Origin of the sequence: Sphingobium anseongense (genome assembly GCF_037725245.1) — a bacterium.
Classification (GTDB): Bacteria; Pseudomonadota; Alphaproteobacteria; order Sphingomonadales; family Sphingomonadaceae; genus Sphingobium.
Genome location: NZ_JBBJUL010000002.1, coordinates 372,812 through 397,362, shown reverse-complemented (window position 1 = coordinate 397,362; position 24,551 = coordinate 372,812). Strand labels below are relative to the sequence as shown.

28 protein-coding genes are annotated in these 24,551 nt (G+C 64.2%); 15 read left to right on the top strand and 13 right to left on the bottom strand.

Going from position 1 to position 24,551, the window contains the following annotated elements:
• Positions 1–4 precede the first annotated feature (4 nt).
• Both lptF and lptG read left to right on the top strand, forming a co-directional pair.
• Positions 5–1,204: an LPS export ABC transporter permease LptF gene (lptF, locus tag WG908_RS04200; protein WP_340185313.1), complete on the top strand. Its 1,200-nt coding sequence runs from the start codon at positions 5–7 to the stop codon at positions 1,202–1,204.
• The gene (lptG, locus tag WG908_RS04195; RefSeq protein ID WP_340185312.1) at positions 1,204–2,310 is read left to right on the top strand and encodes an LPS export ABC transporter permease LptG; all 1,107 of its coding nucleotides are present in this window, start codon (positions 1,204–1,206) and stop codon (positions 2,308–2,310) included. The genes lptF and lptG overlap by 1 nt, the downstream gene beginning before the upstream one ends.
• A gap of 3 nt (positions 2,311–2,313) precedes the next feature.
• On the opposite strand, the gene WG908_RS04190 is transcribed toward lptG, so the two are convergent.
• Positions 2,314–3,393, bottom strand: a complete 1,080-nt coding sequence (locus WG908_RS04190; protein ID WP_340185311.1) for a fatty acid desaturase family protein — start codon at positions 3,391–3,393, stop codon at positions 2,314–2,316.
• 128 nt (positions 3,394–3,521) lie between these two features.
• On the opposite strand from WG908_RS04190, the gene WG908_RS04185 reads away from it, so the two are divergent.
• Complete coding sequence (locus tag WG908_RS04185) at positions 3,522–4,679, top strand: N-acetyltransferase (RefSeq protein ID WP_340185310.1); 1,158 nt, start codon at positions 3,522–3,524, stop codon at positions 4,677–4,679.
• A gap of 69 nt (positions 4,680–4,748) precedes the next feature.
• On the opposite strand, the gene WG908_RS04180 is transcribed toward WG908_RS04185, so the two are convergent.
• A complete protein-coding gene (locus WG908_RS04180; protein ID WP_445326657.1) occupies positions 4,749–6,908 on the bottom strand; it encodes an AsmA family protein in 2,160 nt (719 codons plus the stop codon).
• A 171-nt stretch (positions 6,909–7,079) separates the two neighbouring features.
• Between WG908_RS04180 and rpmI the strand changes: the two genes are divergently transcribed.
• The 7 genes from rpmI to WG908_RS04145 all read left to right on the top strand — a co-directional run bounded on the left by rpmI (position 7,080) and on the right by WG908_RS04145 (position 11,476).
• Positions 7,080–7,283, top strand: coding sequence for a 50S ribosomal protein L35 (gene rpmI / locus WG908_RS04175; protein ID WP_340185308.1), 204 nt, complete (start codon positions 7,080–7,082; stop codon positions 7,281–7,283).
• 13 nt (positions 7,284–7,296) lie between these two features.
• The gene (rplT, locus tag WG908_RS04170; RefSeq protein WP_340185307.1) at positions 7,297–7,662 is read left to right on the top strand and encodes a 50S ribosomal protein L20; all 366 of its coding nucleotides are present in this window, start codon (positions 7,297–7,299) and stop codon (positions 7,660–7,662) included.
• 127 nt (positions 7,663–7,789) lie between these two features.
• Complete coding sequence (locus WG908_RS04165) at positions 7,790–8,161, top strand: VOC family protein (RefSeq protein WP_340185306.1); 372 nt, start codon at positions 7,790–7,792, stop codon at positions 8,159–8,161.
• A 94-nt stretch (positions 8,162–8,255) separates the two neighbouring features.
• Positions 8,256–9,032: an enoyl-CoA hydratase-related protein gene (locus WG908_RS04160; protein WP_340185305.1), complete on the top strand. Its 777-nt coding sequence runs from the start codon at positions 8,256–8,258 to the stop codon at positions 9,030–9,032.
• Positions 9,033–9,159: 127 nt separating this feature from the next.
• On the top strand, positions 9,160–10,029 hold the full coding sequence (locus tag WG908_RS04155; RefSeq protein WP_340185304.1) for an RcnB family protein: 870 nt from the start codon (positions 9,160–9,162) through the stop codon (positions 10,027–10,029).
• 107 nt (positions 10,030–10,136) lie between these two features.
• Complete coding sequence (locus WG908_RS04150) at positions 10,137–10,823, top strand: prolyl hydroxylase family protein (protein ID WP_340185303.1); 687 nt, start codon at positions 10,137–10,139, stop codon at positions 10,821–10,823.
• Positions 10,824–11,005: 182 nt separating this feature from the next.
• Positions 11,006–11,476 (top strand): RcnB family protein, encoded by a 471-nt coding sequence (locus tag WG908_RS04145; RefSeq protein ID WP_340185302.1) that lies wholly within the window; start codon positions 11,006–11,008, stop codon positions 11,474–11,476.
• Positions 11,477–11,680: 204 nt separating this feature from the next.
• Here WG908_RS04145 and WG908_RS04140 read toward each other — a convergent pair whose 3' ends face one another.
• Positions 11,681–13,264, bottom strand: coding sequence for a lysine--tRNA ligase (locus WG908_RS04140; protein WP_340185301.1), 1,584 nt, complete (start codon positions 13,262–13,264; stop codon positions 11,681–11,683).
• A 138-nt stretch (positions 13,265–13,402) separates the two neighbouring features.
• Here WG908_RS04140 and WG908_RS04135 point away from each other — a divergent pair, with 138 nt between their 5' ends.
• Genes WG908_RS04135 through WG908_RS04120 form a run of 4 tightly spaced genes read left to right on the top strand, consistent with a single transcriptional unit; the run spans position 13,403 to position 17,640 of the window.
• A complete protein-coding gene (locus WG908_RS04135; protein ID WP_340185300.1) occupies positions 13,403–13,771 on the top strand; it encodes a PilZ domain-containing protein in 369 nt (122 codons plus the stop codon).
• Between the two features lie 47 nt (positions 13,772–13,818).
• Entirely contained in the window at positions 13,819–16,572 is a 2,754-nt protein-coding gene (locus WG908_RS04130) for an ATP-dependent DNA helicase (protein ID WP_340185299.1), read from the top strand.
• Positions 16,569–17,111, top strand: a complete 543-nt coding sequence (locus WG908_RS04125) for a SixA phosphatase family protein (protein ID WP_340185298.1) — start codon at positions 16,569–16,571, stop codon at positions 17,109–17,111. The genes WG908_RS04130 and WG908_RS04125 overlap by 4 nt, the downstream gene beginning before the upstream one ends.
• A gap of 10 nt (positions 17,112–17,121) precedes the next feature.
• The gene (locus WG908_RS04120; RefSeq protein ID WP_340185297.1) at positions 17,122–17,640 is read left to right on the top strand and encodes a GNAT family N-acetyltransferase; all 519 of its coding nucleotides are present in this window, start codon (positions 17,122–17,124) and stop codon (positions 17,638–17,640) included.
• Between the two features lie 5 nt (positions 17,641–17,645).
• Here the strand turns inward: WG908_RS04120 and WG908_RS04115 are convergent, their stop codons facing one another.
• The 5 genes from WG908_RS04115 to rpmF form a co-directional block, all read right to left on the bottom strand.
• Complete coding sequence (locus WG908_RS04115) at positions 17,646–18,005, bottom strand: MerR family transcriptional regulator (RefSeq protein ID WP_340185296.1); 360 nt, start codon at positions 18,003–18,005, stop codon at positions 17,646–17,648.
• A gap of 88 nt (positions 18,006–18,093) precedes the next feature.
• Positions 18,094–18,390 carry an integration host factor subunit alpha gene (locus WG908_RS04110; protein WP_340185295.1) on the bottom strand — a complete coding sequence of 99 codons (297 nt, stop codon included), beginning with the start codon at positions 18,388–18,390 and terminating at the stop codon, positions 18,094–18,096.
• Between the two features lie 145 nt (positions 18,391–18,535).
• Entirely contained in the window at positions 18,536–19,513 is a 978-nt protein-coding gene (locus WG908_RS04105; protein ID WP_340185294.1) for a beta-ketoacyl-ACP synthase III, read from the bottom strand.
• On the bottom strand, positions 19,510–20,532 hold the full coding sequence (gene plsX / locus WG908_RS04100) for a phosphate acyltransferase PlsX (RefSeq protein WP_340185390.1): 1,023 nt from the start codon (positions 20,530–20,532) through the stop codon (positions 19,510–19,512). Before plsX ends, WG908_RS04105 begins: the two co-directional genes overlap by 4 nt.
• Before the next feature lie 68 nt (positions 20,533–20,600).
• A complete protein-coding gene (rpmF, locus tag WG908_RS04095; RefSeq protein WP_340185293.1) occupies positions 20,601–20,780 on the bottom strand; it encodes a 50S ribosomal protein L32 in 180 nt (59 codons plus the stop codon).
• A 208-nt stretch (positions 20,781–20,988) separates the two neighbouring features.
• Here rpmF and WG908_RS04090 point away from each other — a divergent pair, with 208 nt between their 5' ends.
• Entirely contained in the window at positions 20,989–21,420 is a 432-nt protein-coding gene (locus WG908_RS04090; RefSeq protein WP_340185292.1) for an MAPEG family protein, read from the top strand.
• Positions 21,421–21,513: 93 nt separating this feature from the next.
• On the opposite strand, the gene WG908_RS04085 is transcribed toward WG908_RS04090, so the two are convergent.
• The 5 genes from WG908_RS04085 to WG908_RS04065 are packed head-to-tail and all read right to left on the bottom strand — an operon-like array spanning position 21,514 to position 24,462.
• A complete protein-coding gene (locus WG908_RS04085; RefSeq protein WP_340185291.1) occupies positions 21,514–22,176 on the bottom strand; it encodes an MBL fold metallo-hydrolase in 663 nt (220 codons plus the stop codon).
• Between the two features lie 48 nt (positions 22,177–22,224).
• A complete protein-coding gene (locus tag WG908_RS04080; protein WP_340185290.1) occupies positions 22,225–22,641 on the bottom strand; it encodes an RrF2 family transcriptional regulator in 417 nt (138 codons plus the stop codon).
• 42 nt (positions 22,642–22,683) lie between these two features.
• Positions 22,684–23,724: a glycerophosphodiester phosphodiesterase gene (locus WG908_RS04075; RefSeq protein WP_340185289.1), complete on the bottom strand. Its 1,041-nt coding sequence runs from the start codon at positions 23,722–23,724 to the stop codon at positions 22,684–22,686.
• Positions 23,721–24,077 carry an ArsC family reductase gene (locus WG908_RS04070; RefSeq protein ID WP_340185288.1) on the bottom strand — a complete coding sequence of 119 codons (357 nt, stop codon included), beginning with the start codon at positions 24,075–24,077 and terminating at the stop codon, positions 23,721–23,723. The genes WG908_RS04075 and WG908_RS04070 overlap by 4 nt, the downstream gene beginning before the upstream one ends.
• A gap of 4 nt (positions 24,078–24,081) precedes the next feature.
• On the bottom strand, positions 24,082–24,462 hold the full coding sequence (locus tag WG908_RS04065; protein ID WP_340185287.1) for a RidA family protein: 381 nt from the start codon (positions 24,460–24,462) through the stop codon (positions 24,082–24,084).
• Between the last annotated feature and the right edge of the window lie 89 nt (positions 24,463–24,551).

The window sequence follows — 24,551 nt, the reverse complement described above, 5'->3', positions numbered from 1 at the left end:
AGAAATGCTGAGTGCTACCGATCGATATCTGGCCCGCCTGATCGCCGTTCCCATGCTGGGCACGCTCGTCATCGCCGCGATGCTGCTGGTACTCGACAAGATGCTCAGTCTGTTCGATTTCGTCGCTGCAGAAGGCGGGCCGGTCAGCGTGGTATGGCGGATGCTGGCCAATATGCTGCCCGAATATCTTTCGCTCGGCATCCCGATCGGGCTGATGCTCGGCATCCTCCTGGCTTTCCGCAAGCTCGCGCTGTCTTCGGAACTGGATGTGATGCGCGGGGTCGGCCTGTCCTACGGACGGCTACTGCGCGTGCCTTATTTATATGCGATCGCGCTCATGCTGCTCAATTTCGCGATCGTGGGATTCGTTCAGCCGCTCTCGCGCCACGCCTATGAAGCGTTGCGTTTTGAACTGCGCTCGGGCGCGCTGGGCGCGTCAATCAAGGTCGGTGAATTTACCAGTTTCGGCAAGCGTATGACCCTGCGCATCGAACGCAGCCTGGATGAAGGCCGCGACCTGCAGGGCATTTTCGTCCGCGCGGTCAGTCGCAACGGCCAATCGCTCGCGGTCACGGCCGAACAGGGCCGCTTCCTTGCCACAGACGATCCCGACACGATCATATTCCGCCTGCGCAACGGCGTACTGGTCAACGATGCGCCGACGTACAAAAGCCCCCGCATCCTGTCCTTTTCCAGCCATGACCTGCCGATCGACTTGCCCCAGATCGAGAATTTCCGTGGCCGCGATGTCGACCGGGAACTGACCATTCCCGAACTCGTCCGCATCGGCCATGCCCCCGGCACCGAAGACAAGTTGCGCGATCAGGTCCGTTCCAATTTCCATTTCCGCATGGTCGAAGTGGCGATGATGCTGCTGCTGCCGCTCGCGGCGCTGGCCTTCGCCATTCCACCCAAGCGATCGACCTCCGCGCTCGGCGTGTTCCTGTCGATCGTGTTCATCGTGACCTATCACAAGATCAATCAATATGGCGAAAGCGTCGGCGGCCTCGGCAGGATCGATCCGATCATCGCGCTGTGGGCGCCATTCCTGGCCGTCGCCGGCCTTATCCTGTGGATGTATCATGTCGTCGCGCATCGACCCGGCGGCCAGCCGATCGGCGCGCTCGAATTTGCCTTTGCCAAGATCGGCAAGCAACTCGTCCGGCTGGTCAAGCGCGCTCGCCCCGCCGTGGAAGCGCCCTGATGTCGGTCCAGCTGCAATTCTTCCCCTCGCGCCAGATCAGCCTCTATATGGTGCGGCTGTTCCTCACGCGCACTCTCGCGGTGCTGGCGCTGCTGGTGGTGGTGTTGCAGACGCTCGACCTGCTCGGCCAATCGGGTGACATCCTGGCCTATCCCGGCAATGGCGACGCGCAATTGTGGCATTATGTCGGCCTGCGCGCGCCGCAGATCATCGCCCGCTTCCTGCCCTTTTCGGTGCTGCTCGGCACGCTCGTCATGCTGACCAGTCTCAACCAGAACAGCGAAATCGTCTCGATGAAGGCGGCGGGCCTGTCGGCGCACCAGATCCTCGCCCCGCTGGTGGCCGCCGCGCTCGGCGTGGCGCTGGTCAGCTTTGCCTTCAACGAACGGATCGTGGCGCGCGCCACCGCTTCGCTCAGCGCATGGGAAGCGGTCGATTTCGGGCCGATACCGCGCGACAGCGGCGTCAAGAGCAATGCCTGGGTGCGCGACGGCAATAATCTGGTCACCGCCGCTATCGTCGCCGGGCGCGGCACCAACGTGCAACTGCGCCAGGTGGAAATATTCAACCGGGTGAACAACAGCCTGACGACCATCGTCCAGGCGCCTCGCGCCCATTATGATGCGGCGTCGCAGAGCTGGTTGCTGGACGATGCCCGCCAGTTTGACGTGGCGCGCGGGACATCGCGCCCGATCGGCACTGTCCGGTTCGGCCACGACATCCGCCCAGACCAGTTCACCCTGGCCAAGGTCGATCCCGACGCCCTTACCTTCAATCAGCTGCGCGCCGCGATCGCCGACCTGCGCGACGCCGGCAGGCCCACCGCCTCGCTGGAGGCAAGCCTGTGGCACAAGCTGGCGGGGCCGCTTTCGGCGCTGCTGATGCCGATATTGGGTTCGGTCGCCGCCTTTGGCCTTGCCCGTTCGGGGCAGCTGTTCCTGCGCGCGGTAATGGGCATGGCGCTGGGCTTTGCCTATTTCGTCGCCGACAATTTCTCGCTGGCGATGGGCAATCTAGGCGCCTATCCGCCCATCCTGTCGGCCTGGGCGCCATTCTTCCTGTTCCTGCTGCTGGGCGAAACGGTGCTGTTCCGCACCGAAGAATAGGCGTCAGCGTCGCATCATGGTGCTGCGCGCGATCTTGCCGACCAGCGGCCCCATCCCGGTATAATTGCCGCGATGATAGGGCGACCGCGCATCCAGCATCGCCATCATCCGCTGATGCGCCCTGCCCAGCGCATGATAGGGGACGCTCGGCAACAGATGATGCAACGCATGGTAGCGCAGGCCCACCGGCGCCCATAATGCAGCCAGCAATCCAGGCGGCGGCACATTGACCGAATCGAGATATTGCGCCGTCACTGTCATCGCGTCGCCGTCATTTTCCCACAAATGGGCGACCAGCGTGCGCAACTGGTTGATGACCGTCATCGTCGAATGCACCGCCATATAGACGAGCAGGGGTTTCCAGCCGAAGGCAAAGGCGCTGGCGATCAGGCCCCAAGCAAAGGCGGTTGCGCCCGTTTCCTGCCAAAACCACGTCCGCTTGAAAGCGCCTTCGGGCGCGCGGCGGCGATAGGACGGGTTGATCGACAGCGCCGAATAGCGTTCGCGCACCAGCGTGCGCAGCGACGGGATGATCGCGCCGAGCGGCGCCAGCACGCCAAAGCGCAGCAGAACCCCGACCGGCGCGAGCGCGGCAACCAGGATGAACAGCGGCAACGACCAGGGCTTCATCAACGCCAGCGGCAGATATTCCGGGTCTTCGGCGGTGCCATAGCGGGTGCGCGCATGATGCTGGGTGTGGACTTCTTCATACATGAAGGACGGGATCATCAGCGGAATACCGATGATGAGGTTCCAGGCGAAGCGAAAGCCGGGCAACGCGCCCTTGCGGATATGGGTCAGCTCATGAATGAAGCTGGCCGCGCGATACAGGCCAAGCACCGCGACGAGGCCGGACAATATGGCAAGCGCGGGGTCGCCCAGCAGCAGCGCGCCCGCAAGGCCCGCATAGCCGATCGCCGCCGACGCCAGGAAATCGGGCCAGTAGATCGCCGGATTGGCGACCGACAGGTCGCGCGCCAGCTCCGCCGCCACGCGCAGCATTGCGGCATCGTCGGGAATGCGCGGGCGCGCCTTGTTCGCGTCATCGCGGACGCGCGCGATCATGGGTTCATGCACAGTCATGTCCGCGCTCCTAACGGCCAATTGCGCGCAGATCGTGGCAGCAACATGACAAAATCGACGCTGGCGCGACTTGACAGGTGGGGGGCGAGCTACGCACTGCTTGGCCCTTCTCCAGCGAGGCCGACAGCATGGCGCGTTCCGATCCAGTCATCTCTCCAGTCGCCGGCAAGGCCGACCTCAAAGCCTTCGTCGACCTGCCATGGCGGCTGTATGCCAACGATCCCCATTGGGTGCCGCCGCTCAAATCCGAAGTCCATGCGCTGTTGACGCCGGGCAAGAACCCCTTTTTCGAGCATGCGCAGGCGCAATATTTTCTCGCGCGGCGAGGGCGCCAGGTGGTGGGGCGCATTTCGGCGCATTTCGACCGGCTGGCGCTGGCGATGCCGGTCGAACAGGGGATGGGGCCGGGCACGGGCAATATCGGCCTGTTTGAAGCGGAGGACGAGGCCAGCGCCCGCGCCCTGATCGCGACGGCGGAAGAATGGTTGCGGGCGCAGGGCATGACTCGCGTGGTCGGGCCGATCTCGCTGTCGATCTGGGAAGAGCCGGGGTTGCTGATCGCGGGCCACGATCATTCCCCCACGGTGATGATGGGCCATCACAGTCCCGCCTATCAGGCGTGGATCGAGGGAGCGGGCTATCGGCCGGTCAAGCGGCTCAATTGCTACGAGGTGGAAATCACCCATGGCTTTCCATCGCTGATCCAGCGGATCGTCGCATCGGGCGAAAAAAATCCGCGCATCCGCATCCGCAAGGTCGACAAGAGCCGCTTCGATGCCGAGGCGGCGATCATCCTCGACATCCTCAACGACGCATGGGGCCGAAACTGGGGCTTCATACCGATCACCGACGCGGAAATCGCCTTTACCGGCAAGAAGCTCAAGCCCATCGTCTATGAGGACCTGATCCGCATTGCCGAAGTCGATGGCGAGCCGGTCGCTTTCATGCTGACCCTGCCGGACCTCAACGAAGCGCTCAAACCCCTCAACGGATCGCTGTTGCCCTTGGGCTGGGCGCGGTTGCTCTGGTGGCTGCGCAAGCCGCAGGTGCGCACGATGCGTGTGCCGTTGATGGGCGTGCGGCAGAGCCTGCAATCCTCGCGGCTCGCCAGCCAGCTTGCCTTCATGATGATCGAACTGATCCGCCGCGAAGCCGTCAGCGTCTATGGCGCCAGCCGAGGCGAGATCGGCTGGGTGCTCGACGACAATCAAGGCATGAATGCGATTGCCCTGGCGATCGACAGCCGGATCAACAAAGTCTACCAGCTTTATGAAAAGGTGCTTTAGCGGGCCATTGCGATTGCGCCAAAAGCGCATTGCGAAACACAGGTTCAGGCGCCGGACGCGCTCGACCCGTCAAAAGATCCCGAGAAATTTCTTCTTTTGCTGCTTCGCTTCGGCTTTGGTGCCCTTGCCGGCTTCGTCCTTGGCGGTCGTGCCCCGGCCGACATCGTCGCGAGCCTTGCCAGCCCTGGTGCGTTGCGCCGCCGCGTTCGCGCCGGCTAGCACCGGGCCGCAGGCTGCGGCCTTGGCATCGCCTATGTCCGCAAAGGCCAGCATGGCGCCGACCGGCCCGCCCACCAGCCCAAGCGCGGCCCCGGCACCGCCGCGCGCCAGCAATTCGGGGCTGATCACGTCGATCTTCGGTTCCGCGAACCAGCCCTGAATGCCCACCGGCGACTGGGCGGAAAACAGGCTGATCTTCTTGCTGTCGGCGCGAAACAGCAGGTCGATGCTTTCGTTGCGGAAGCTGAAGCCGCCGCGCCCCAGCATGACATTCTTGCGGGTATCGATAATGATCGGGTCGGCGGCGGCGACGCCGTTGCGCACGGTGAAGGCGATCAGCCCGCAGTTGATCTGGACCGGATCCTTGAGCTTGTCCTGGAACATCTTGGTGACAAAGGTGCCGATGTCGAGTTCCGATAGCTGGACGTTGCGCGCCCACATGCTGCCCGCCAGCAGGATGACCGCAATCCGCCCATCGGCGTTTGCGAGCGAATCATGCACCGAATCGCCAAGGCCAGTAAGCTGCATCCGACCCTTGATCGTACCGGTCGTGCCCGATTCCGATACGCCCCAGCGCGCCAGCAACGACCCCATCGGCGTCGGCGACAGGCGGATGTCATAGCTGGTACGGACGGGCGTGCCGCGCGCATTGATTTCGATATCGGAACTGACATGCCCGCCCGACATATCGAAGGTGAAGGGCGACAGCGAGACCAGCGCCCGGTCGAGCTTCACCGCAAGCGCGACATTGGAAATCGGCACATTGTCCGCACGGATGGTCTTCACGCCATATTTGACGTCGGCATCGAAGTTGCGCAGCGCTGCGATCCGCAGCGGCGCGTCGGGCAGCACGCGCGGTCGGCCCCCTTCGACCTCGATCGCGCCGGCCGCCCCCTGCCGTTCGATCCGGGCGGGATCATAGCCGAAAAAGGGCGCGGCATCGATGATGTCGAGCTTTTGTGTCGCGAGATCGGCGTTGATCGACACCCGCCCGCCGGGTAGCGACACCGTCATCCGCCCGGCCAGGTCGCTGTCGCCAAATCGTCCCTTGAGCCGGGTGAAGCGCCATTCGCCGCCTACCTTAGTCAGGGCTGAAGTGAAGCGATAGGTCCGTGTGTCGGGGATGGCGGCCCCCAGGAAATCGAACAGGTGGCTAAGATTGGGGCCGCGCGCCACCAGTTGCAGGTCGCTGCCTTCCAGTTCGGTAGGGCCGGACAGCGTGCCGGTGACATCAACCCGCGTCGCACCCGACCTGGCATGGAGCACGAGCCTGTTCTTGCCCCGGCTGACGGTTGCATTGGGCGACAGCAACTCGCCGCGCAGGGCGAAAGGCCTGGCGCGCATCGTGCCGTCGCCGGTAAAGCGGATGTCGCCGGCAAAGCGCGTGTCGGCGGCCTTGACCGTTTCGAACGCGATATCGGTCGCGAGCTGAAGCCGTGGATCGCGATAGCGCAGCGTCGTGCCGCTGAGGATCGCCTGGCGGATCAACGGCAGGTTGAGCGGTTCGCCCTTTTTGTTGGGGTCGCCCAAGCTCCAGCTGTTGGTCTTGCCATCCTTCGCCCATTCGAGATCGACAGCGCCGTTGCGCAATTCGAGCCAGGTGGCGCGATATTTGTCGCCGAAGATCAGGCTGAGCGGAGCGATGCGCGTGTCGATCAGGTCGGCGCGGAACAGATGCGGCAAACTCGCCCAGGGCAGGTTGGCGATGGTCATGCGTTCGGCGCGGAACTTGATGCTGACCGGCGCGAAATAGAGCTGGAAATCGCCGCCCACGGCGACTTCACGCTGCAACAGGCTCGTCATCGTCCGTTCAAAGGGGTCCTTGAGAAACCGTCCCTTGGTGATGAACAGGATCAGCCACAGGGCGAAGAGGACGCCAACGATCCACAGGATGATTCGCACCGGCAGGGGCAATTTGCGCCAGCGATCACGAGCATGGCTGAACCGTCCGCCGCGTTCGAGGATCGGCGCATTCGCCATGGGTGGCCCTGAAGGATCGAGATCGGCCATCGCCAGGCATAACGCCGGCTGCGCGCTTTGGGTCCGAATCGCTTGCCTTTATACGGTTGGCCACCTATAGGCGCGCGTTCCTGCGGGCTTCTGGCACGCGGGAATTTGATGGGACGGTCCGGCCAGTAGGGCTGCCGCGATGGTCCGCCACGTCAGTCCAAGGAGACGAAAATGCCCAAGCTCAAGACCAAGAGCGGTGTGAAGAAGCGCTTCAAATTCACCGCTTCCGGCAAGGTCAAGCATGGTGTCGCCGGCAAGCGTCACCGCCTGATCAGCCACAACGCCAAATATATTCGCCAGAACCGTGGCACTTCCGTGCTGTCCGATGCCGACGTGGGTCACGTCCGCCTCTGGGCACCCTACGGCCTGAAGTAAGGAGTAGAGGACAATGGCACGCGTCAAACGGGGTGTTACCACCCGCGCCAAGCACAAGCGCATCCTGGAACAGGCGAAGGGCTATTATGGCCGTCGCAAGAACACGATCCGCATCGCCCGCCAGGCCGTCGAAAAGGCCGGCCAATATGCCTATCGCGATCGCAAGGTTAAGAAGCGGTCTTTCCGTGGCCTGTGGATCCAGCGCATCAACGCCGGCGTTCGCGCCGAGGGGCTGACCTATTCGCAGTTCATGCACGGGCTCAAGCTCGCCGGAATCGACCTGGACCGCAAGGTCCTTGCCGACATCGCGATGCACGAAGGCGCGGCGTTCAGCGCCATCATCGCCCAGGCGAAGGCGGCGCTGCCCGCTGCTGCTTGAACTCCGGGCAACTGACAAGATAAAGGGTGCCGGGGCAAATGCTTCGGCGCCTTTTTTTTGTCCCTCGGAATCGGCAACCGGTCCCGATGCGCTAAATCGGCATTGAACGGGTGCTGGGAGGCAAATCATGTTCACCCACGTGATGGTAGGTGCTGACGATATCGCGGCCTCTAAAGCCTTTTACGATGCGATATTCGGCGCGATGGATATTCCCGCGGGGAAAACCGACGCGACGGGACGGGTATTCTATCGGGTTCCGGCCGGCGCCTTTGGCATCACCAGGCCGATCGACGGTCAGCCGGCGTCGGTCGCCAACGGCGGAACCATCGGCTTTGCCGCCGCATCCCCCGAACAGGTCAGGGCATGGCATGATGCCGGCCTCGCCGCGGGCGGCTCGACCTGTGAAGATCCGCCGGGCGCACGCAAGGGCTTTGGCGCCTATGCGGCCTATCTGCGCGATCCGGTGGGCAACAAGCTCTGCATTTCCTGTCCCGTGTAGAAAAGGCCGGTCGCGCAGGGGCCGCTTTTCTTCGGCCCGGCGTCCGCCTATGGCAAGCGCACCAGCGCCCGTTGCATCAAGGAAGAGGTCGGCCATGTCCTATGACACCATCATCGTTGAACAGCGCGACGCGGTCACGCTGATCACCCTCAACCGCCCGCAGGCGCTCAATGCGCTCAACAGCCGGGTGCTCGAAGACCTGGCCGATGCCTTTGCCCGCTATGACGCAGACCCTTCGCAGCGATGCGCTCTGCTGACGGGTAGCGAAAAGGCGTTTGCCGCGGGCGCCGACATCAAGCAGATGGCGGACAAGCAGGCGGCCGACTTCTTTCTTGAGGATTTCTTCGCCGGTTGGCAGTCGCGCGTCGTGGCGACGCGCAAGCCGTGGATCGCGGCGGTGGCGGGCTTTGCGCTCGGCGGTGGTTGCGAACTGGCGATGATGGCCGATTTCATCATTGCGGCAGACACCGCCAAATTCGGCCAGCCTGAAATCAAGCTGGGCGTTGCGCCGGGGATGGGCGGTTCACAGCGCCTGACCCGCGCGGTGGGCAAGGCCAAGGCGATGGAGATGTGCCTGACCGGTCGCATGATGGACGCGCAGGAAGCCGAGCGCGCCAGCCTGGTCTCGCGCGTCGTGCCCGCCGCCGACCTGCTGGACGAAGCGCTCAGGACCGCGACCCAGATTGCGGCGATGCCGCCGATGGCCGCGATGGTGAACAAGGAGGCGGTCAACCTGGCCTTCGAAACCAACCTGTCGCAATCGATCCTGATCGAGCGGCGGTTGTTCCAGATCCTGACCGCGACCGAGGACAGGACCGAAGGCATGGCCGCCTTTGTCGAAAAGCGCGCCGGCGTCTGGAAGGGGCGTTAGGCTCGCCGTCGCCCCATCTCGTACGCGGCATCCTTTCGCTAGGCTGACAAGTGAATTCAGCCTTGCGACATCGACGGCGGTCTAGAAGCAAGCCATGTCGGGCGCTTGGCCCGCGAGAGGATGAGACATGGCTGATTTCAAGAAATGGATGCTGGCCGGGCTGATGACCGCGACCACGCTCGGCAGCATCGCGCCGGCCTATGCGCAGCGCGGTGAGAATGAACGTGGCAACGCGCGCTGGTCGCAGCAGCGCGATGCCGGGCAGCAGCGTGCCCAGCGGCAGCAGGAACGCGCCGACTATCAGCGCCCGGTCGAGGTGCGTCAACGCGCGCAGGTGGCGGCGCAGCAGCGCGCCGAGGCCCGGCAAAGGGTCGAGCCTCAACGCCAGCAGCGTCAGGTGCAGCGTGTGACGGCACCGGCCGCCGCGATCGAGGCGCGTCGCGACCAGCGCCAGGACTGGCGGCAGGCGCAGCGCGACGACCGGCAGGACGGGCGTCAGGATCGCCGCGAGGATCGGCGCGATTGGCGGCAGGATCAGCGCGGCGACCGTCAGGACCGGCGTGTCGATCGCCGGGATGAGCGACGGGATGATCGCCGCGACTGGCGCAACGACAACCGGCCCGGCAACCGCGACTGGTCCAACAATCGTCGTTTCGACGACCGCACCCGCTGGACCAATCAACGCCGCTGGGACAATGGCTGGCGCAATGATCGCCGCTACGATTGGCAGAGCAACCGTTCGCGCTTTGGCGACCGCTATCGGGCGGGACGCTATTACGCACCTCGGGGCTGGGATTATGGCTATCGCCGCTTCTCCGTCGGCATCGTGCTGAGCAGCCTGCTCTATTCCAACAATTATTGGCTGGACGACACGGCCGGTTATCGCTTGCCGCCGGCCTACGGCTCGCTGCGGTGGGTGCGCTATTATGACGATGCGTTGCTCGTTGACACCCGCGATGGCTATGTCGTCGACGTGATCCATGATTTCTTCTGGTGATGCCGGAAGATCCCACGCCCTGAACTGGCCTTCAGGAACACTGGACCCGGAGCGATCCGGGTCCTTTTTATTTGCCTGTGGCGATATGTCGTTGCAGGAGCCTGAGCATGACCCAGTCCGATCCTGACGATGGTGGCGTGGCGTCCCCGGCGCGCGCGCGGATCGGGGACGCTGTGCGCGCCCGACTCAACCGCAATCCGATGGTGAGTCGGATCGACACGCCGCATATCGACATTTATGGCCGGCATGATTTTCTGAGCGCCACGGAATGCGCGCATTTGCGCCGCCTGATCGACGCGGAGGCGCAGCCGTCGACATTGTTTTCGGGCGGCGAAAACCCGGACTATCGCACCAGCCACAGCTGCCATCTCAACCCCTGGGAACCGACCGTGGTGGCGGTCAGCGACCGGATCTGCGCGCTGACCGGGCTGGACCACGACAGCGGCGAAACCTTGCAGGGGCAGCGATATACGGTGGGTCAGGAATATAAGGTTCATTGCGACTATTTTCCCCCTGCCGCCCATTATTGGCAGGCGATGCGACGGTCGGGCGGGCAACGTTGCTGGACCGCGATGATCTATCTGTCGCCGGTGGGCGCGGGCGGCGAAACCCATTTCCCGCACTGCGAATTCATGGTCCCGCCATGCGAGGGGATGCTTTTGATATGGAACAACCTGGATCGCCACGGCGCGCCCAATCCGATGAGCGTGCATGCGGCCCTCCCGGTTGAGACCGGCACCAAATATGTCGTCACCAAATGGTTTCGCGAGCGGCGCTGGACGCCATCGGCCTGATATCGGAGCCGGGGCAAGCGTAATACAATTTGCGACATAAATGACTGATAACTGACGCGTCCATTCTCCGCCCGTTCAGCCCGCTTGGCCGATAAGGGCATTGCTGAATCGGGAACCTGACCGGAACCAACCGGTTTTTCCGACAGCAGCTTTTTCGGCATCCATGCTGATGGGAGATACATATGCGTAAGTTGATCATTTTGGGGCTGATGGCAGCAACGGCTCTGCCGGGCGCCGCCATGGCCCAGTCCCGCAGCGAAGTGCGCCACAGCCAGCACGAACTGCGCGAGGAGCAGCGTGAATTGCGTCAGGCGCAGCGCCACGGCGATCGCCGCGATGTCCGTGAGGAGCGGCGCGACGTTCGCGACGCGCGGCGCGAGGTGCGTGAGGATTGGCGCGACTACCGCCGTACGCATCGCGACGCCTATCGTGGCGGCAACTGGCGCGCGCCGTTTCGCTACAACAGGTGGAACCAGGGCCAGCAGTTGCGCCCGGTCTATTACATCTCGCGCTACTATATCAGCGACCCCTATCGCTATCGCCTGCCCCGGGTCGGGGCCAATCAGCGCTGGGTCCGTCATTATAATGACGTGATGCTGGTCAATGTCCGGACCGGTCGCGTGATCCAGGTGCACCGCGGCTTCTTCTGGTGACCAGTCTGATCTGACAGTACCAACAAAGGAAAAGGCCCGGATCGCGAGATCCGGGTCTTTTCCTTTTATACCCCGCCCCTTGGCCGCGCCGCCCGTTTCCAGGCAGGCGCGGCCGATAACGCGCGAGGCGCATTATCAGTCCGAAAGGGGGTGGACCGACGTTGGAAACGTGTATCCTAAGTGAATGTTCCGTTCGTCGCGGGTTCAGGATCGGGAAAGTGCCTCGCCGATCAGCTTGCGGCTGTTTTCGATACCATAGAGCGCGATGAAGCTGCCCATGCGCGGCCCTTGGTCGGCACCGAGCAGCGTCTGGTAGAGCGTCTTGAACCAGTCGCGCAGTTCGGCAAAGCCGAACGCATCGTCCTTGCCTATGGCATAGACGATATTCTGGATGTCCTCGGCGGAGGCGCCTTCGGGCAAGGCCGCAAGTTCGGCGCCCAGCCTTCGCAGCGCCGCCGCCTCGTTCGCTTCGGGCGCGCGGCGTTGCAGCATCGGCGCAACGAAATCGCGGTGATAGGCAAGCGCATGGCCGATCAGCGCATCGAGTTCGGGATAGGTCGCCGCGTCCGCGTCCGCGACATAGTTGCGCAGATAGCCCCAGACCTGATCCGGGCTGGCGTCCCCCATAACGCCGACAAGGTTGAGCAGCAAGCCGAAGGTCACCGGCAGCCTGCCCGGCGGCAGCACGCCGTCATGGACGTGGTGAACCGGGTTGCCGAGCTGCTGTTCCACCGTCTGGGCGGGGTAATTGCCGCGAAACTGCCAATATTCGTCAACCGCGCGCGGGATGACGCCCATATGCAGTTGCTTGGCCTTTTTGGGCTCGCGAAAGGCATAGAAGGCAAGACTTTCCTGCGGGCCATAGGTCAGCCATTGTTCGAGGCTGAGACCATTGCCCTTGGACTTGGAGATTTTCTCGCCCTTTTCGTCGAGGAACATTTCGTAGTTGAAGCCTTCGGGAGGGCGAGCGCCGAGGGCGCGGCAGATTTTAGAGCTTTGCGTGACCGAATCGATCAGGTCCTTGCCGGCCATCTCGTAATCGACGCCAAGCGCGACCCAGCGCATCGCCCAGTCGACCTTCCATTGCAGCTTGGCGCCGCCCGACAGGATCGATTGCTCGATCGTTTCACCCTCATCCTCGAAGCGGACCAGGCCGGTTTCGGCGTCCACTACCTCGACCGGGACCTGAAGCACGATGCCGCTTTTCGGGCTGATGGGCAGGACCGGCGAATAGGTCGCCTGGCGCTCCTTGCGCAGCGTCGGCAGCATGATGTCCATGATCGCCTGATAGCGACGCAGCACCAGCCTGAGCGTGTCGTCGAATGCGCCCGCGCGATAGCGTTCGGTCGCCGAAACGAATTCATAGTCGAAACCGAAGCGATCGAGGAAATCGCGGAGCATCGCATTGTTATGATGCGCGAAACTTTCATGCTTTTCGAACGGGTCGGGCACCTGCGTCAATGGCTTGCCCAGATGCGCGGCCAGCATGTCCTTGTTGGGGACATTGTCGGGCACCTTGCGCAGCCCGTCCATGTCGTCGCTGAACGCGATCAGGCGGGTCGGCACGTCCGACAGCGCATGATAGGCATTGCGCACCATCGTCGTGCGCAGCACTTCGTTGAAGGTGCCGATATGCGGCAGGCCCGAGGGGCCATAGCCGGTTTCGAACAGGACATGCCCCTTGGCGGGCGGGGCATCGGCATAGCGCTTGAGCAGCTTTCGGGCCTCTTCATAGGGCCAGGCCTTGGATGCAAGCGCCGCCGCGCGGATGGAATGGGAAACAGTCATGGGTCAAGGCCCTACCGCCGCGCGGGATGAAAGGAAACGCCCTTTTCTGCGAGAAAAATCAGCATGGTGTGCAGAAGGGGAACGCGGCTTCAAACTTCATTAACCCTGACGACCGATAATTGACGCCCTGGAGGGACTATGCAGATCATTCGCAGCCGCGAGCGCATCGTCGTCGACATTCCGGTCGTGGTTACAACCGTGCTCGACAGCCTGGAAGGACGTATCGTCGACCTAAGCGAAGGCGGCGCCCAGATTTTGGGGTGTAGCCTGCCGCCAAAGATGCAATGCCAGATAGACCTGGACGGTCATATCGTGTTCGGCACGGTCCGCTGGTCCGAAGTCGATCGCATGGGCATCCGCTTTCCGTTCGAGATGAATGACGGCCCGCTGTTCGAGTTGCTGGAGGCTGCCCGGCTCGCCCAGCGCGGGCCTGTGCCGATTTATCAGCCGCGCCAGCCGGCGTTCGCCAGCGTGCCCGGCGGCGGCTTTGGCCGTCGGGGCATTTGACCGCAAAGGCGGTTTCCCTTTTGTTCCCGCTGGACTAAGCCGGTGACGTGATCGAGCCCGCCTCTCTGCCAGCCCTGCATGCAAGCCATGGCGGTGTCTGGCTGCGGGAAGATGGTCAGACCCATGCGCTGCCCAAGGGGCGGGCGATCGCGCGAGCGGCCGAAACGCCGGTCCTTCTGCTCAATGCGCCATTGACCGGACAGCGGCTGGGCTATCCTGAACTTAATGGACTGGATTTGCTTGAATTATGGGCATTCGTCCATCCCGCGCGCTTCGTCGTGCCGACCGCCAAGGGTTTGGCGCAGGCGCTGGGGCTGAGGCCTCCCGATGACGAATCGGATATCGCACAGGTGCTGCAGGCCATCACGGCCGCGCTGGTCGCGCGGCTGGATGCCGCGGACTGGCGCGAGCGCGAAGGCGCGTGGACCGGCGCCCAGACGCTTGCGCGGCTGCGGTGGCCCTGGGCGCATCTGATCGCGCCGCGAATCGCCAAGCCCCGCGAAGCCGAACGCTGGTTGTTTTCGAAACTGCCCGAATGGGAGGAGCAGGCGCCGCGTCCCGCGCCCCGCGCCATCGCGCTGAGCGAAGCGGCGGTCCTCGACCGGCTGGACATGCTGACAGGGGCAGGCGCGGAGCCGCGCCCCGGCCAGCGCGCCTATGCACAGGCGGCAGCCGCGACTTTCGTTCCGCGCGCGGCGCGCGACCAGCCAAACATGCTGCTGGCAGAGGCGGGGACGGGCATCGGCAAGACGCTGGGCTATCTTGCGCCCGCATCGCTATGGGCGCGCGAGGCGGGCGGCACGGTGTGGATTTCGACCTATACCAAGGCGTTGCAGCGCCAGCTGGATCGCGAAACGTTGCGACTGTTTCCCGATGTCGACATCGCCGCGCGCCATGTGGTGATTCGAAAAGGGCGGGAAAATTATCTTTGCCTGCTCAATCTGGAGGATGCGTTGCAGGGTGGATTCGCCGGGCGCGCCGCGATCCTGGCGCACCTGGTCGCGCGCTGGGCGGCCTACAGCAAGGATGGCGACATGGTGGGCGGCGACCTGCCGGGCTGGTTGCCGACGCTGTTCCGCCGCAATGGATCGACCGCGCTGACCGACCGGCGGGGAGAATGCATCTATGCCGGCTGCCCGCATTATCGCAAATGCTTCATCGAGCGGGCGGCGCGCGCCTCGGCGCAGGCCGATATCGTCATCGCCAATCATGCATTGGTGATGATCAACGCCGCGCGGGGTCGCGAAAGCGGGCAAAGGCCGGACCGCATCATCTTCGATGAGGGCCATCATCTGTTCGATGCCGCCGATTCGACCTTTTCGGTCGCGCTGTCCGGACAGGAGGCGATCGAACTTCGCCGCTGGGTGATCGGGCCGGAGGGCAATGCTCGCGGGCGCCGCCGGGGCCTTGCGGCACGCCTTTCCGATGTCGCTAGCTATGATGCAGAAGGCGGCGAGGCGATCGAACAGGCGCGCCGCGCCGCCGATGCGCTACCGGGCGACGAATGGCTCAAGCGCATCGTCGCTGGCGATCCGTTCGGCCCGGTCGAGCGGTTGCTGGCGGCGGTGCGCGGCACCGTTTACGCGCGTGCCGCCGAAAATGGTGAAACCGATGCCGGCTATGGTCTGGAAACCGAACTGGCCGAACCTGACGGTCCGCTGGTCGAGGCGGCGCAGGAAGCGGCGCAGTCGCTCGATGCGCTGTTGCGGCCGCTGACGCGGCTGGCCAAGCGGCTGGAAGCGGTGGTGCAGGATGCGCCGGACTGGCTGGACGGCCCGGCCAGAGCGCGGATTGAAGGTGCGGTGGCTTCGCTTGGCTGGCGCTGCGATCTGGTGGCGGCATGGCTGGCGCTGCTGGCGCGGATCGGCGGCCCGGCCGATCCCGACCATGTCGACTGGCTGGCGGTCGACCGGTTCGAGGGGCGCGAATATGATATCGGCCTGCACCGCCACTGGCTCGACCCAACCCGTCCGCTGGCCGAAATCGTGCTCAAGCCGGCGCATGGCGTTATCGTGACGTCGGCGACCCTCAAGGGCGGGGGCGAGTGGGACACTGCCGATAGCCGCAGCGGCGCGCTGCATCTGCCGCGCGGCGCGGCGCGGTTCGAGGCGGCAAGTCCCTTCGACTATGCTGCCAATGCCCAGGTGCTGATCGTCACCGATATCCGGCGCGGCGACCTGGCGGCGCTGTCGGGGGCATATGCGCGGTTGATCGAGGCGGCGGGCGGAGGCACGCTCGGCCTGTTCACCGCAATCCGCCGGCTGCGCATCGTCCATGCGCGCATCGCCGACCGGCTGGCGCGGGTCGGGCTGCCGCTCTATGCGCAGCATGTCGATCCGATGGACACCGGCACGCTGGTCGATATTTTCCGCGACGATCCACGCGCGTCGCTGCTCGGCACCGATGCCCTGCGCGACGGCGTGGACGTGCCGGGCCATTCGCTGCGGCTGGTGGTGATGGAGGGGGTGCCCTGGCCCAAGCCCACGGTGCTGCACGGCGCGCGGCGACTTGCCGGCGGGGGCAGCAGTTTCGACGACCGACTGATTCGCGCGCGGCTGGCGCAAGCCTTTGGCCGGCTCATCCGGCGCGCGGGCGACAAGGGCAGTTTCGTCATCCTGTCGGCGGCGATGCCAAGCCGCCTGCTGAGTGCGTTTCCGGGGGGCGTGCCGATCCGTCGGGTCACGCTGGACCAGGCAATCATCGCCGTCAGCGCCGATTCATGCGGCGATGGCCTTGGCGAAGGCGCGCCAGTCGTGCATCAGGGAAACGAATCCGACCTCGGCCGGCTGGAGAAGAAATGAAGCGGTTGACCCTGTTGCGCCACGCCAAGTCCGACTGGGACGATCCGGTGGCTCGCGACTTCGACCGACCGCTCAACGCTCGCGGCAAAAAGGCCGCCCGGCTGATCGGCCAGTTCGCGCGCGACCGCAAGATGATGTTCGATCATCTGGTGGCATCGCCCGCTGTCCGGGTGCGCGAGACGCTCGACACATTTTTCGACGGCTATGGCACGACGCTCGAACCGCAATGGGACCGGCGCATCTACCTGGCCGCCGCCCCGACCTTGTTCGACGTGATTCGCGAATTGCCCGAGAAAGTGGAAAACGCCCTGATCGCTGGCCATAATCCTGGGCTGGAGGAACTGGTTCTCGACCTGGTGCCGCCGGAAGGCGGTTGCCCGCTGCGCGAGGATGTCGAGGCGAAATTCCCCACCGCCAGCCTGCTCGTCATGGACCTGGCGATCGATCGCTGGGCCGATGCGAAGGAGGGAGTCGCCAGCCTGGTGAGTTTCACCCGGCCGCGCGATCTCGACCCGGCGTTGGGGCCGGAATCTCGGTAAGGGCGGGCATATGACGCCGATCCGGTGGCGACGAGCCGAGCCGGGCGATGCGCGGGCTCTCGCGATACTGGGCGGCGCGACCTTTCTTGCCAGCTTTGCGCATGACCATCCGGGCGACGCGCTGGTCGAACATATCCGCAGCGCGCACAGCGAGGACTATTATCGTGCCGCGATCGCTGACCCGGCACAATGGCTGCTATTGGGTGAAACGCCACTGGGCGCGCCCGTGGGCTATGCCATGTTGACCCCGCCCGACCTGGCTGTGCCGCTCGAGGCCGGCGATATCGAGCTCAAGCGCATCTATCTGCTGAGCGGCTGGCAGGGCGGTGGCAATGGCGGCGATCTGATGCGTCATGTCATGGCGCAGGCGCGCAGCCGTGGAGCGCGCCGATTGTTGCTCGCGGTCTATCCGCAGAACGAGGGCGCCCGCCGCTTTTATGCGCGGCATGGCTTTGAACAGATCGGTCGGGTGATCTTCATGGTCGGCGCGACGTCGTTCGAAGATCTGGTCTATGCCTGCGCACTGTAGCAGCGCTATGTCTCCAGCGCCTCGGCGAGCAGGGCGCGGATCGCTTCGAGACGAGCGAGAATGCTGCCATTCGACGCTGGAACGGGGGGCGATTGCGGCCCGGTCGCAGGCTGGCGGTCCGGGGTGGCGACTTCGGACAGCGCCTTCTGCGCGCCGCGCACGGTGAACCCCTCCACATTGAGCAACTGATTGATCCGGCGTGCCAGCATGACGTCGGCGGGGCGATAATAGCGCCGGTTACCCGACCGCTGGAGCGGACGCAGCTGGGGAAAGCGGCTTTCCCAATAACGGAGGATATGCTGGGGCAACCCAAGCTCGGCGGCGAGCTCGCTGATGGTCAGAAATGCCCCCTCCGCCTTGTTCATGACGATGATGTTGCACCCAAGACCGGCACAACGTCAACCTTGGTAACATATTGGCGAATCGGGGCGATGTGGCCCAGGGAGTCGTGCGTCAGCTGCTGGCGATCCGGTCGCGCATCGTCTGGCTCGCGCGGAAGGTCAGCACGCGGCGCGGTTCTATCGGAACTTCGATGCCGGTCTTGGGATTGCGGCCCATGCGCTGGGTCTTGTCGCGCAGGACGAAGGTTCCAAAGCTGGAAATCTTGACATTTTCGCCCCGCGCGAGCGCCGCGCACATATGTTCAAGGATGGATTCCACCATCGTCGCCGCTTCGGCGCGCGACAGGCCGATATGGCGATTGACGGATTCGGCCAGATCGGCGCGAGTCAGGGTTCCATTGCCGGTCATCAGATACCTTCAGGCGCCCAGGCTCCCCACTGAATCATCGGGCGCGGATGATCGACAGGGAATGTGCTGCATCTGCAACCAATGCGCAAGTTGCCGCTGTAAGATCAGCAGAATTTGCTGCTATCCGACCTGAAGACCGAAGAATTCAGATGCGCAGGACGCATGCGCCCCAGGTAAAGCCGCCGCCCATCGCTTCCAGCACGACCAAGTCGCCGGGCTTGATCCGTCCGTCGCGCACCGCAACGTCGAGCGCCAGCGGGACCGACGCTGCGGACGTATTGGCATGGCGATCGACCGTCACGACGACCTTGTCCGGCGAAAGCTTCAGCTTGCGCGCGGTGGCATCGAGGATGCGGGCATTGGCCTGGTGCGGGACCAGCCAGTCGATATCCTGCGCCGACATGCCGGCGATGGCCATCACCTCGTTCAGCACCGAAGCGAGGTTGACCACGGCATGACGGAAGACCTCCTGCCCCTTCATCCGCAACTTGCCGACCGTGCCGGTGGTCGATGGGCCGCCATCGACGTAGAGAAGCTGGTTGTGCCGACCGTCGGCATGCAGCTTGGCGGCCAATATGCCGCGCGCGGTGGCGGGATTATCATCCGCGCTCTCTTCCCCGCCGAGTATGATCGCGCCCGCGCCGTCACCGAACAGGACGCAGGTGGTGCGATCTTCCCAGTCGAGGATGCGGCTGAAGGTTTCCGACCCGATCACCAGCGCGCGACTGGCCGCACCCGACCGGATCATGCTGTCGGCGACGGTCAGCGCGTAAAGGAAGCCCGAACACACCGCCGCCACGTCGAAGGCCACGCAATCGTCGATGCCAAGCGCGGCCTGGACCAAGGTCGCGCTGGCGGGGAAAGTCTGGTCCGGGGTAGCGGTCGCCAGGATGATGAGGTCGATCGCGCCAGGTTCCAGCCCGGCGGCGTCGATAGCGGCACGCGCCGCCAGCGTCGCCAACGTGGCGGTGGTTTCGCCATCGGCAGCGATATAGCGGTTGCGAATGCCCGTCCGTTCGACGATCCATTCGTCGCTCGTATCGACGGTCTGCGCCAGTTCCGCATTGGGAACGGCCCGCGCCGGCAGGGCCGATCCCGTGCCCAGAAGGATGGATCTGATCATTTCGCCGGCTGCGCCGTGCCGGATGCCGGCGCGAACAACGGGCGCAGATGCGCCATGTCGCCGGCGATCTTGCGGGTGATGTCTTCTTCGAGCAGGCGAGCCGCGACATGGACCGCGTTGGCCACGCCCTTTTCGTCGGCGCTGCCATGGCTTTTCACCACGACGCCGTTCAGGCCCAGAAAGACTGCGCCATTATGGTTGTTGGGATCGAGATGATGCTTGAGCAGGTGCATGGCCGGTTTGGAGATCAGGAAGCCGATTTTTGAGCGGACCGAACTGGTAAAGGCGCGGCGCAGCAGGTCGGTTACGAAACGCGCCGTGCCCTCCGCCGTCTTGAGCGCGACATTGCCCGAAAAGCCATCGCATACGATGACGTCGGCATCGCCGCTGCCGATCTTGTCGCCCTCGGTAAAGCCTTCAAATGCCATCGGCAGCGACGCCGTGCGCAGGATCGCGGCGGCGTCGCGTATCTCTTCGGTGCCCTTCATCTCTTCGGTGCCGATGTTCATCAACCGCACGCGGGGCCGCTCCAGATCGAAGGCGATCCGGGCATAGGCCGCGCCCATCACCGCGAATTGGACAAGGTTGCGCGCGTCGCATTCGGTGTTCGCGCCCAGATCCAGCATGACCACATCGTTCGCGCCCAGCGTTGGCAGCAGCGCCGCGAGCGCAGGGCGATCGACGCCCGGCATGGTGCGCAGCGCGACCTTGGCCATCGCCATCAATGCGCCGGTGTTGCCGGCCGAAACCGCCGCGCCGGCATCGCCCGCCTTCACCGCCGCGATGGCGAGGCTCATCGAACTGTTCTTCTTGCGGATCGCAGCGCTCGGCTTGTCCGAGCCTGCCACAACGCTAGCCGCGTGGATGACGTCGGAGGCCGCCCGCAGATTGGGATGCCGGTCGAGCGCGGCCTTGATCTCGGTTTCATCACCGAACAGGGTGAAGCGCAGCCCATCATGCCGGTGACGTGCAAGCGCCGCGCCTGCCATCATCACGCGCACGCCAACGTCCCCGCCCATCGCGTCGATTGCGATTCGCGGTTGGCTGCTCACTTTTTCACCCCTTTTGGGATCGGAATCGGAAGTGCTTACGCCCCGACGGCGACGATTTCACGGCCGTTATAATGGCCGCAGGCATCGCACAGATTATGCGGACGCTTCAGTTCGCCGCAGTTGGAGCATTCTTGAAACGATTCGATGCGCAGCGAATCGTGACTGCGGCGCATGCCGCGCTTGGAAGGAGATGTTTTCCGCTTTGGGACAGCCATATCGGCACCTGTATTCCATATTTGATGTGGGCGACTGGCCGGTGTCCGAACGGGATGCCGACGGCGAATGACGCCGCAGACCCATGCGGCCCGGTTGATCGCGAAGCCCTGCGCCTATAGCCTTTTTTGCCGGGGGCGCAAGTCCTTCCTTGTGCCCACCCACCCCAGATCGCATGCTCTGCGCCCATACCCATGAAAGGGGCTACCGATGCTGTTACCCATTACGCTGACGCTCGCGGCCGCCTGCGCGCTGCTCAATCTCTGGCTGGCGCTTCGCTGTTCGCAACTCCGCATTGCCGGCAAGGTGCTGCATGGCGACGGCGGTGATCCGCGGCTGGTCCGGCGAATGCGCGCACATGCCAATTTCATCGAATATACGCCGATCGCGCTTATTCTCTTTGCGCTGATCGAACTGGCGCTGGGCGCGGCGCTCTGGCTGTGGATCGTCGCGCTTGTCTATATCGTCAGCCGTGTCGCTCATACCCTTGGCATGGACATGGACCGGCCCAATGCAGCCCGCGCCGCCGGTATCACGGCGACATGGGTGGTGTTGCTGGTGTTGGCGATCGCAGCGCTTTATGCGGCCTATAGCGGCACCCGCGATGTCCCGGCACCTGCGGCTTTGGCAGCGCAGGTTTAGACCGGTTTCCGATCAGACGGGGACATCCGACGATCTGAGCCGTGCGAAATACACGGCCGGAACGGTCGGTCCGTTGCAACCGGATCGATCGCTCTAGGTCCGGCCGACCACTGAATCGGCGACGAACGGGTTGGTCCGCCGTTCATGGGCGAAATTGCTCATCGGCCCATGCCCTGGCACAAAGGCGGTGTCATCACCCAGCGGCCATAGCTTGCCCGTGATCGAATCGATCAGATGCCGATGGTTGCCGCGCGGAAAGTCGGTGCGACCGATCGAGCCCTGGAACAGCACGTCGCCGACAATCGCGAGCTTGCTGGGGGCGTGGTGGAATATGACATGGCCCGGCGTGTGGCCTGGCGCATGGATGACATCCAGCACCAGGTCGCCAACCGTCACCTGGTCGCCATCCACCAGCCAGCGATCAGGCTCGAAGATTTCCCCGCTCATGCCGTACCGCGCCCCGTCGGTTCCCAACTGATCGATCCAGAAGCGGTCCTCTTCATGCGGCCCCTCTATGGGCACGCCAAGCTCGCGGGCGAGTATGCCGGTCTGGCCGCAATGGTCGATATGGCCGTGTGTCACCAGCAGCTTTTCGATCGTCACGCCATGCTGCGCTGCGGCGGCCTTGAGCTTGGGGAGATCGCCGCCGGCATCGACGAACGCCCCCTTCATCGTGCGGGTGCACCAGAGCAACGTGCAATTCTGCTGGAATTGCGTGACGGGGATCAGGGTGGCCTGAAGCGGGGGCGTGGTCATGGTGCCGATGTGGCGAACAGGCGGGGCCGGCACAAGCCCCCCGATACGCTATTCGACGGCGAAGGTTTCCGCCAGGCTGATGCCATCGAGCACACGCGCGGTTTCGTCGCGCAGGCGCAGCATGACACGGTGCAGCCGGCATTCCGATTCGGGCAGGCAATTGGTGCAGCTTTCATGGGCGAAGCGGCTGGCGCAGGGTGTCAGCGCCAGCGATCCGCGCGTCAGGCGCACGATATCGCCGTAACTGATGTCGACCGGAGCCAGCGCCAGCCAATAGCCGCCGTCGCGGCCGCGCTGGGTCGCGACCAGTCCCTCGCGCGACAGTTCGGACAGGATGACCGTCAGGAATTTGGCCGGGATGTTCTGGCGCGTCGCGATCTCGCCCAGCGGCACCGGCCCCTGGCGGTAACGGTCGGCCAAATGCTGGAGAGCACGGATGGCATAACGGGTCTTCTGCGACAGCATGGCCCATCCATCGCGCGCGACGAACGATTTTACAAGCGCCCGCTAGGGATTAGGGTTCAGGGCAGCCCGGGCCTGGAGCGGAAAATCGCTGAACAGCGCGTCGACGCCGGTGGCGGCGATGGCGCGGACATAGCCGGCGAAATCGCCATGGCCCTGCGGATCGTCGGCCCGCCGAAAAAGCGCCGGCAGATAGATATTTTCCAGCCGCATCGTCCAGACATGCACTTCCAGCCGCGCGTCATGGGCACGGCCGACCAGTGCGGTCGCGCCCTCGGGCGCCAGCACTTGTCCGGCGGCGGGGCCAATGCCGTCGGCATAGGCGGCTATCGCGCTCAATCCCTCGACGCTCAGCATGTCGGCATAGGTCGTGCCGGGTAGATCGGCCGGGCCGCCCTCTGCATCGACCAGCTGGATGAGGCGGAGCCGCGACACCGCACGGATGGCTTTCAGATTGCCGACTTCGAACGACTGGATGAACACCGGGTCAGCTTCGGTCGCGTAGCCATAATGGTCGAGCAACGCGAGCAGCGGCGCCTGATGCGGCAGGCCGATGCTGGCGAAATAGCTTGGATGCTTGGTTTCGGGATAGACGCCGATGCGACGTCCCGCCTCCGCTTCCTTCGCGCGGACAAGTTGCAATATCTCTTCGAAGGTGGGCACCGGATAGAGGTTGTCGAAGCGCTTGTTGGCAGGGCGCAGGTCGGGCAACCGTTCGCGGGCGCGCAGGGTGCGTAACTCGGCGAGAGTGAAATCCTCGGTAAACCAGCCGGTCATTTCCCGTCCGTCGATGGTCCGGGTCGTGCGATAGCTAGCGAATTCGGGATGGCTGGCGACGTCGGTCGTGCCGCCGATCTCGTTTTCGTGGCGAGCGACGAGCACGCCGTCCTTGGTAAGCACCAGATCGGGTTCGATAAAATCGGCGCCCTGGTCGATCGCCCGTTCATAGGCGGCCAGCGTATGTTCGGGCCGCTCACCGCTGGCGCCGCGATGGGCGATAATCAGCGGCTCGGCGGAGACGGCGGGGGCCAAGGTCAGCAGGCCCAGAAGCAGGAGGCAAAGGTGCAGCAGGCCATGACGCCTCACGCCTTGACCCCGGCCATCGCGGCCTCATAGGTCGACGCCTTGAAACCGACGATGGTTTCGCGGCCGGTGTCGAGTATGGGGCGCTTGATCATCGACGGGTTGGTAATCATCAGAAAGATCGCCTTGTCCGCATCGATATGCGCCTTGTCGCCGCTGTCCAGCGCGCGGAAGGTTGTTCCCGAACGGTTGAGAATGGTTTCCCAACCATGTTCGCCGACCCAGCGGCGCAGGGTGGCGTCATCGATACCCGACACCTTATAATCGTGGAAATTGTAGGAAAAGCGTTCATTGTCCAGCCAGTTGCGGGCCTTCTTGATGGAGTCGCAATTTTTGATGCCGTACATGGTAATCATGGGTTCAACCTTTGAAGGCGGTGACTTCGATCTCGATTTTCATTTCCGGCTTGATGAGGCCGGTGACGATGCAACTCGCGGCGGGGCGGATGTCGCCGAACACAGCGGCTGTCGCCTGGCCCAGATCGTCCCAATAGGCCGGATCGGTGATATAATAAGTGACGCGCACGACGTCGGCAAAGGAAAAGCCGGCCTGCTCCAGCGCCGCGCCGATGACTTTGAGCGCGTTGCGGCTCTGTTCGACGACGCTCTGCGGCATCAGCTTGGTATCGGGATTGGTGCCGGTTGTGCCGGCGACGAAGCACCAGTCGCCCTGAACGACGGCGCGCGAATAGCCGACCTGCGCCTCGAACGGCGAGCCGGAGGAAATCAATGTGCGGGGCATGGGTTTCCCTGTGGTTGGGGGCATGAAGTCGCGCGGCTTGTGCCGGGCGCGCGGGGCGCTGTCCAGAGCCTTGTCGCTTCGCGCCAAAG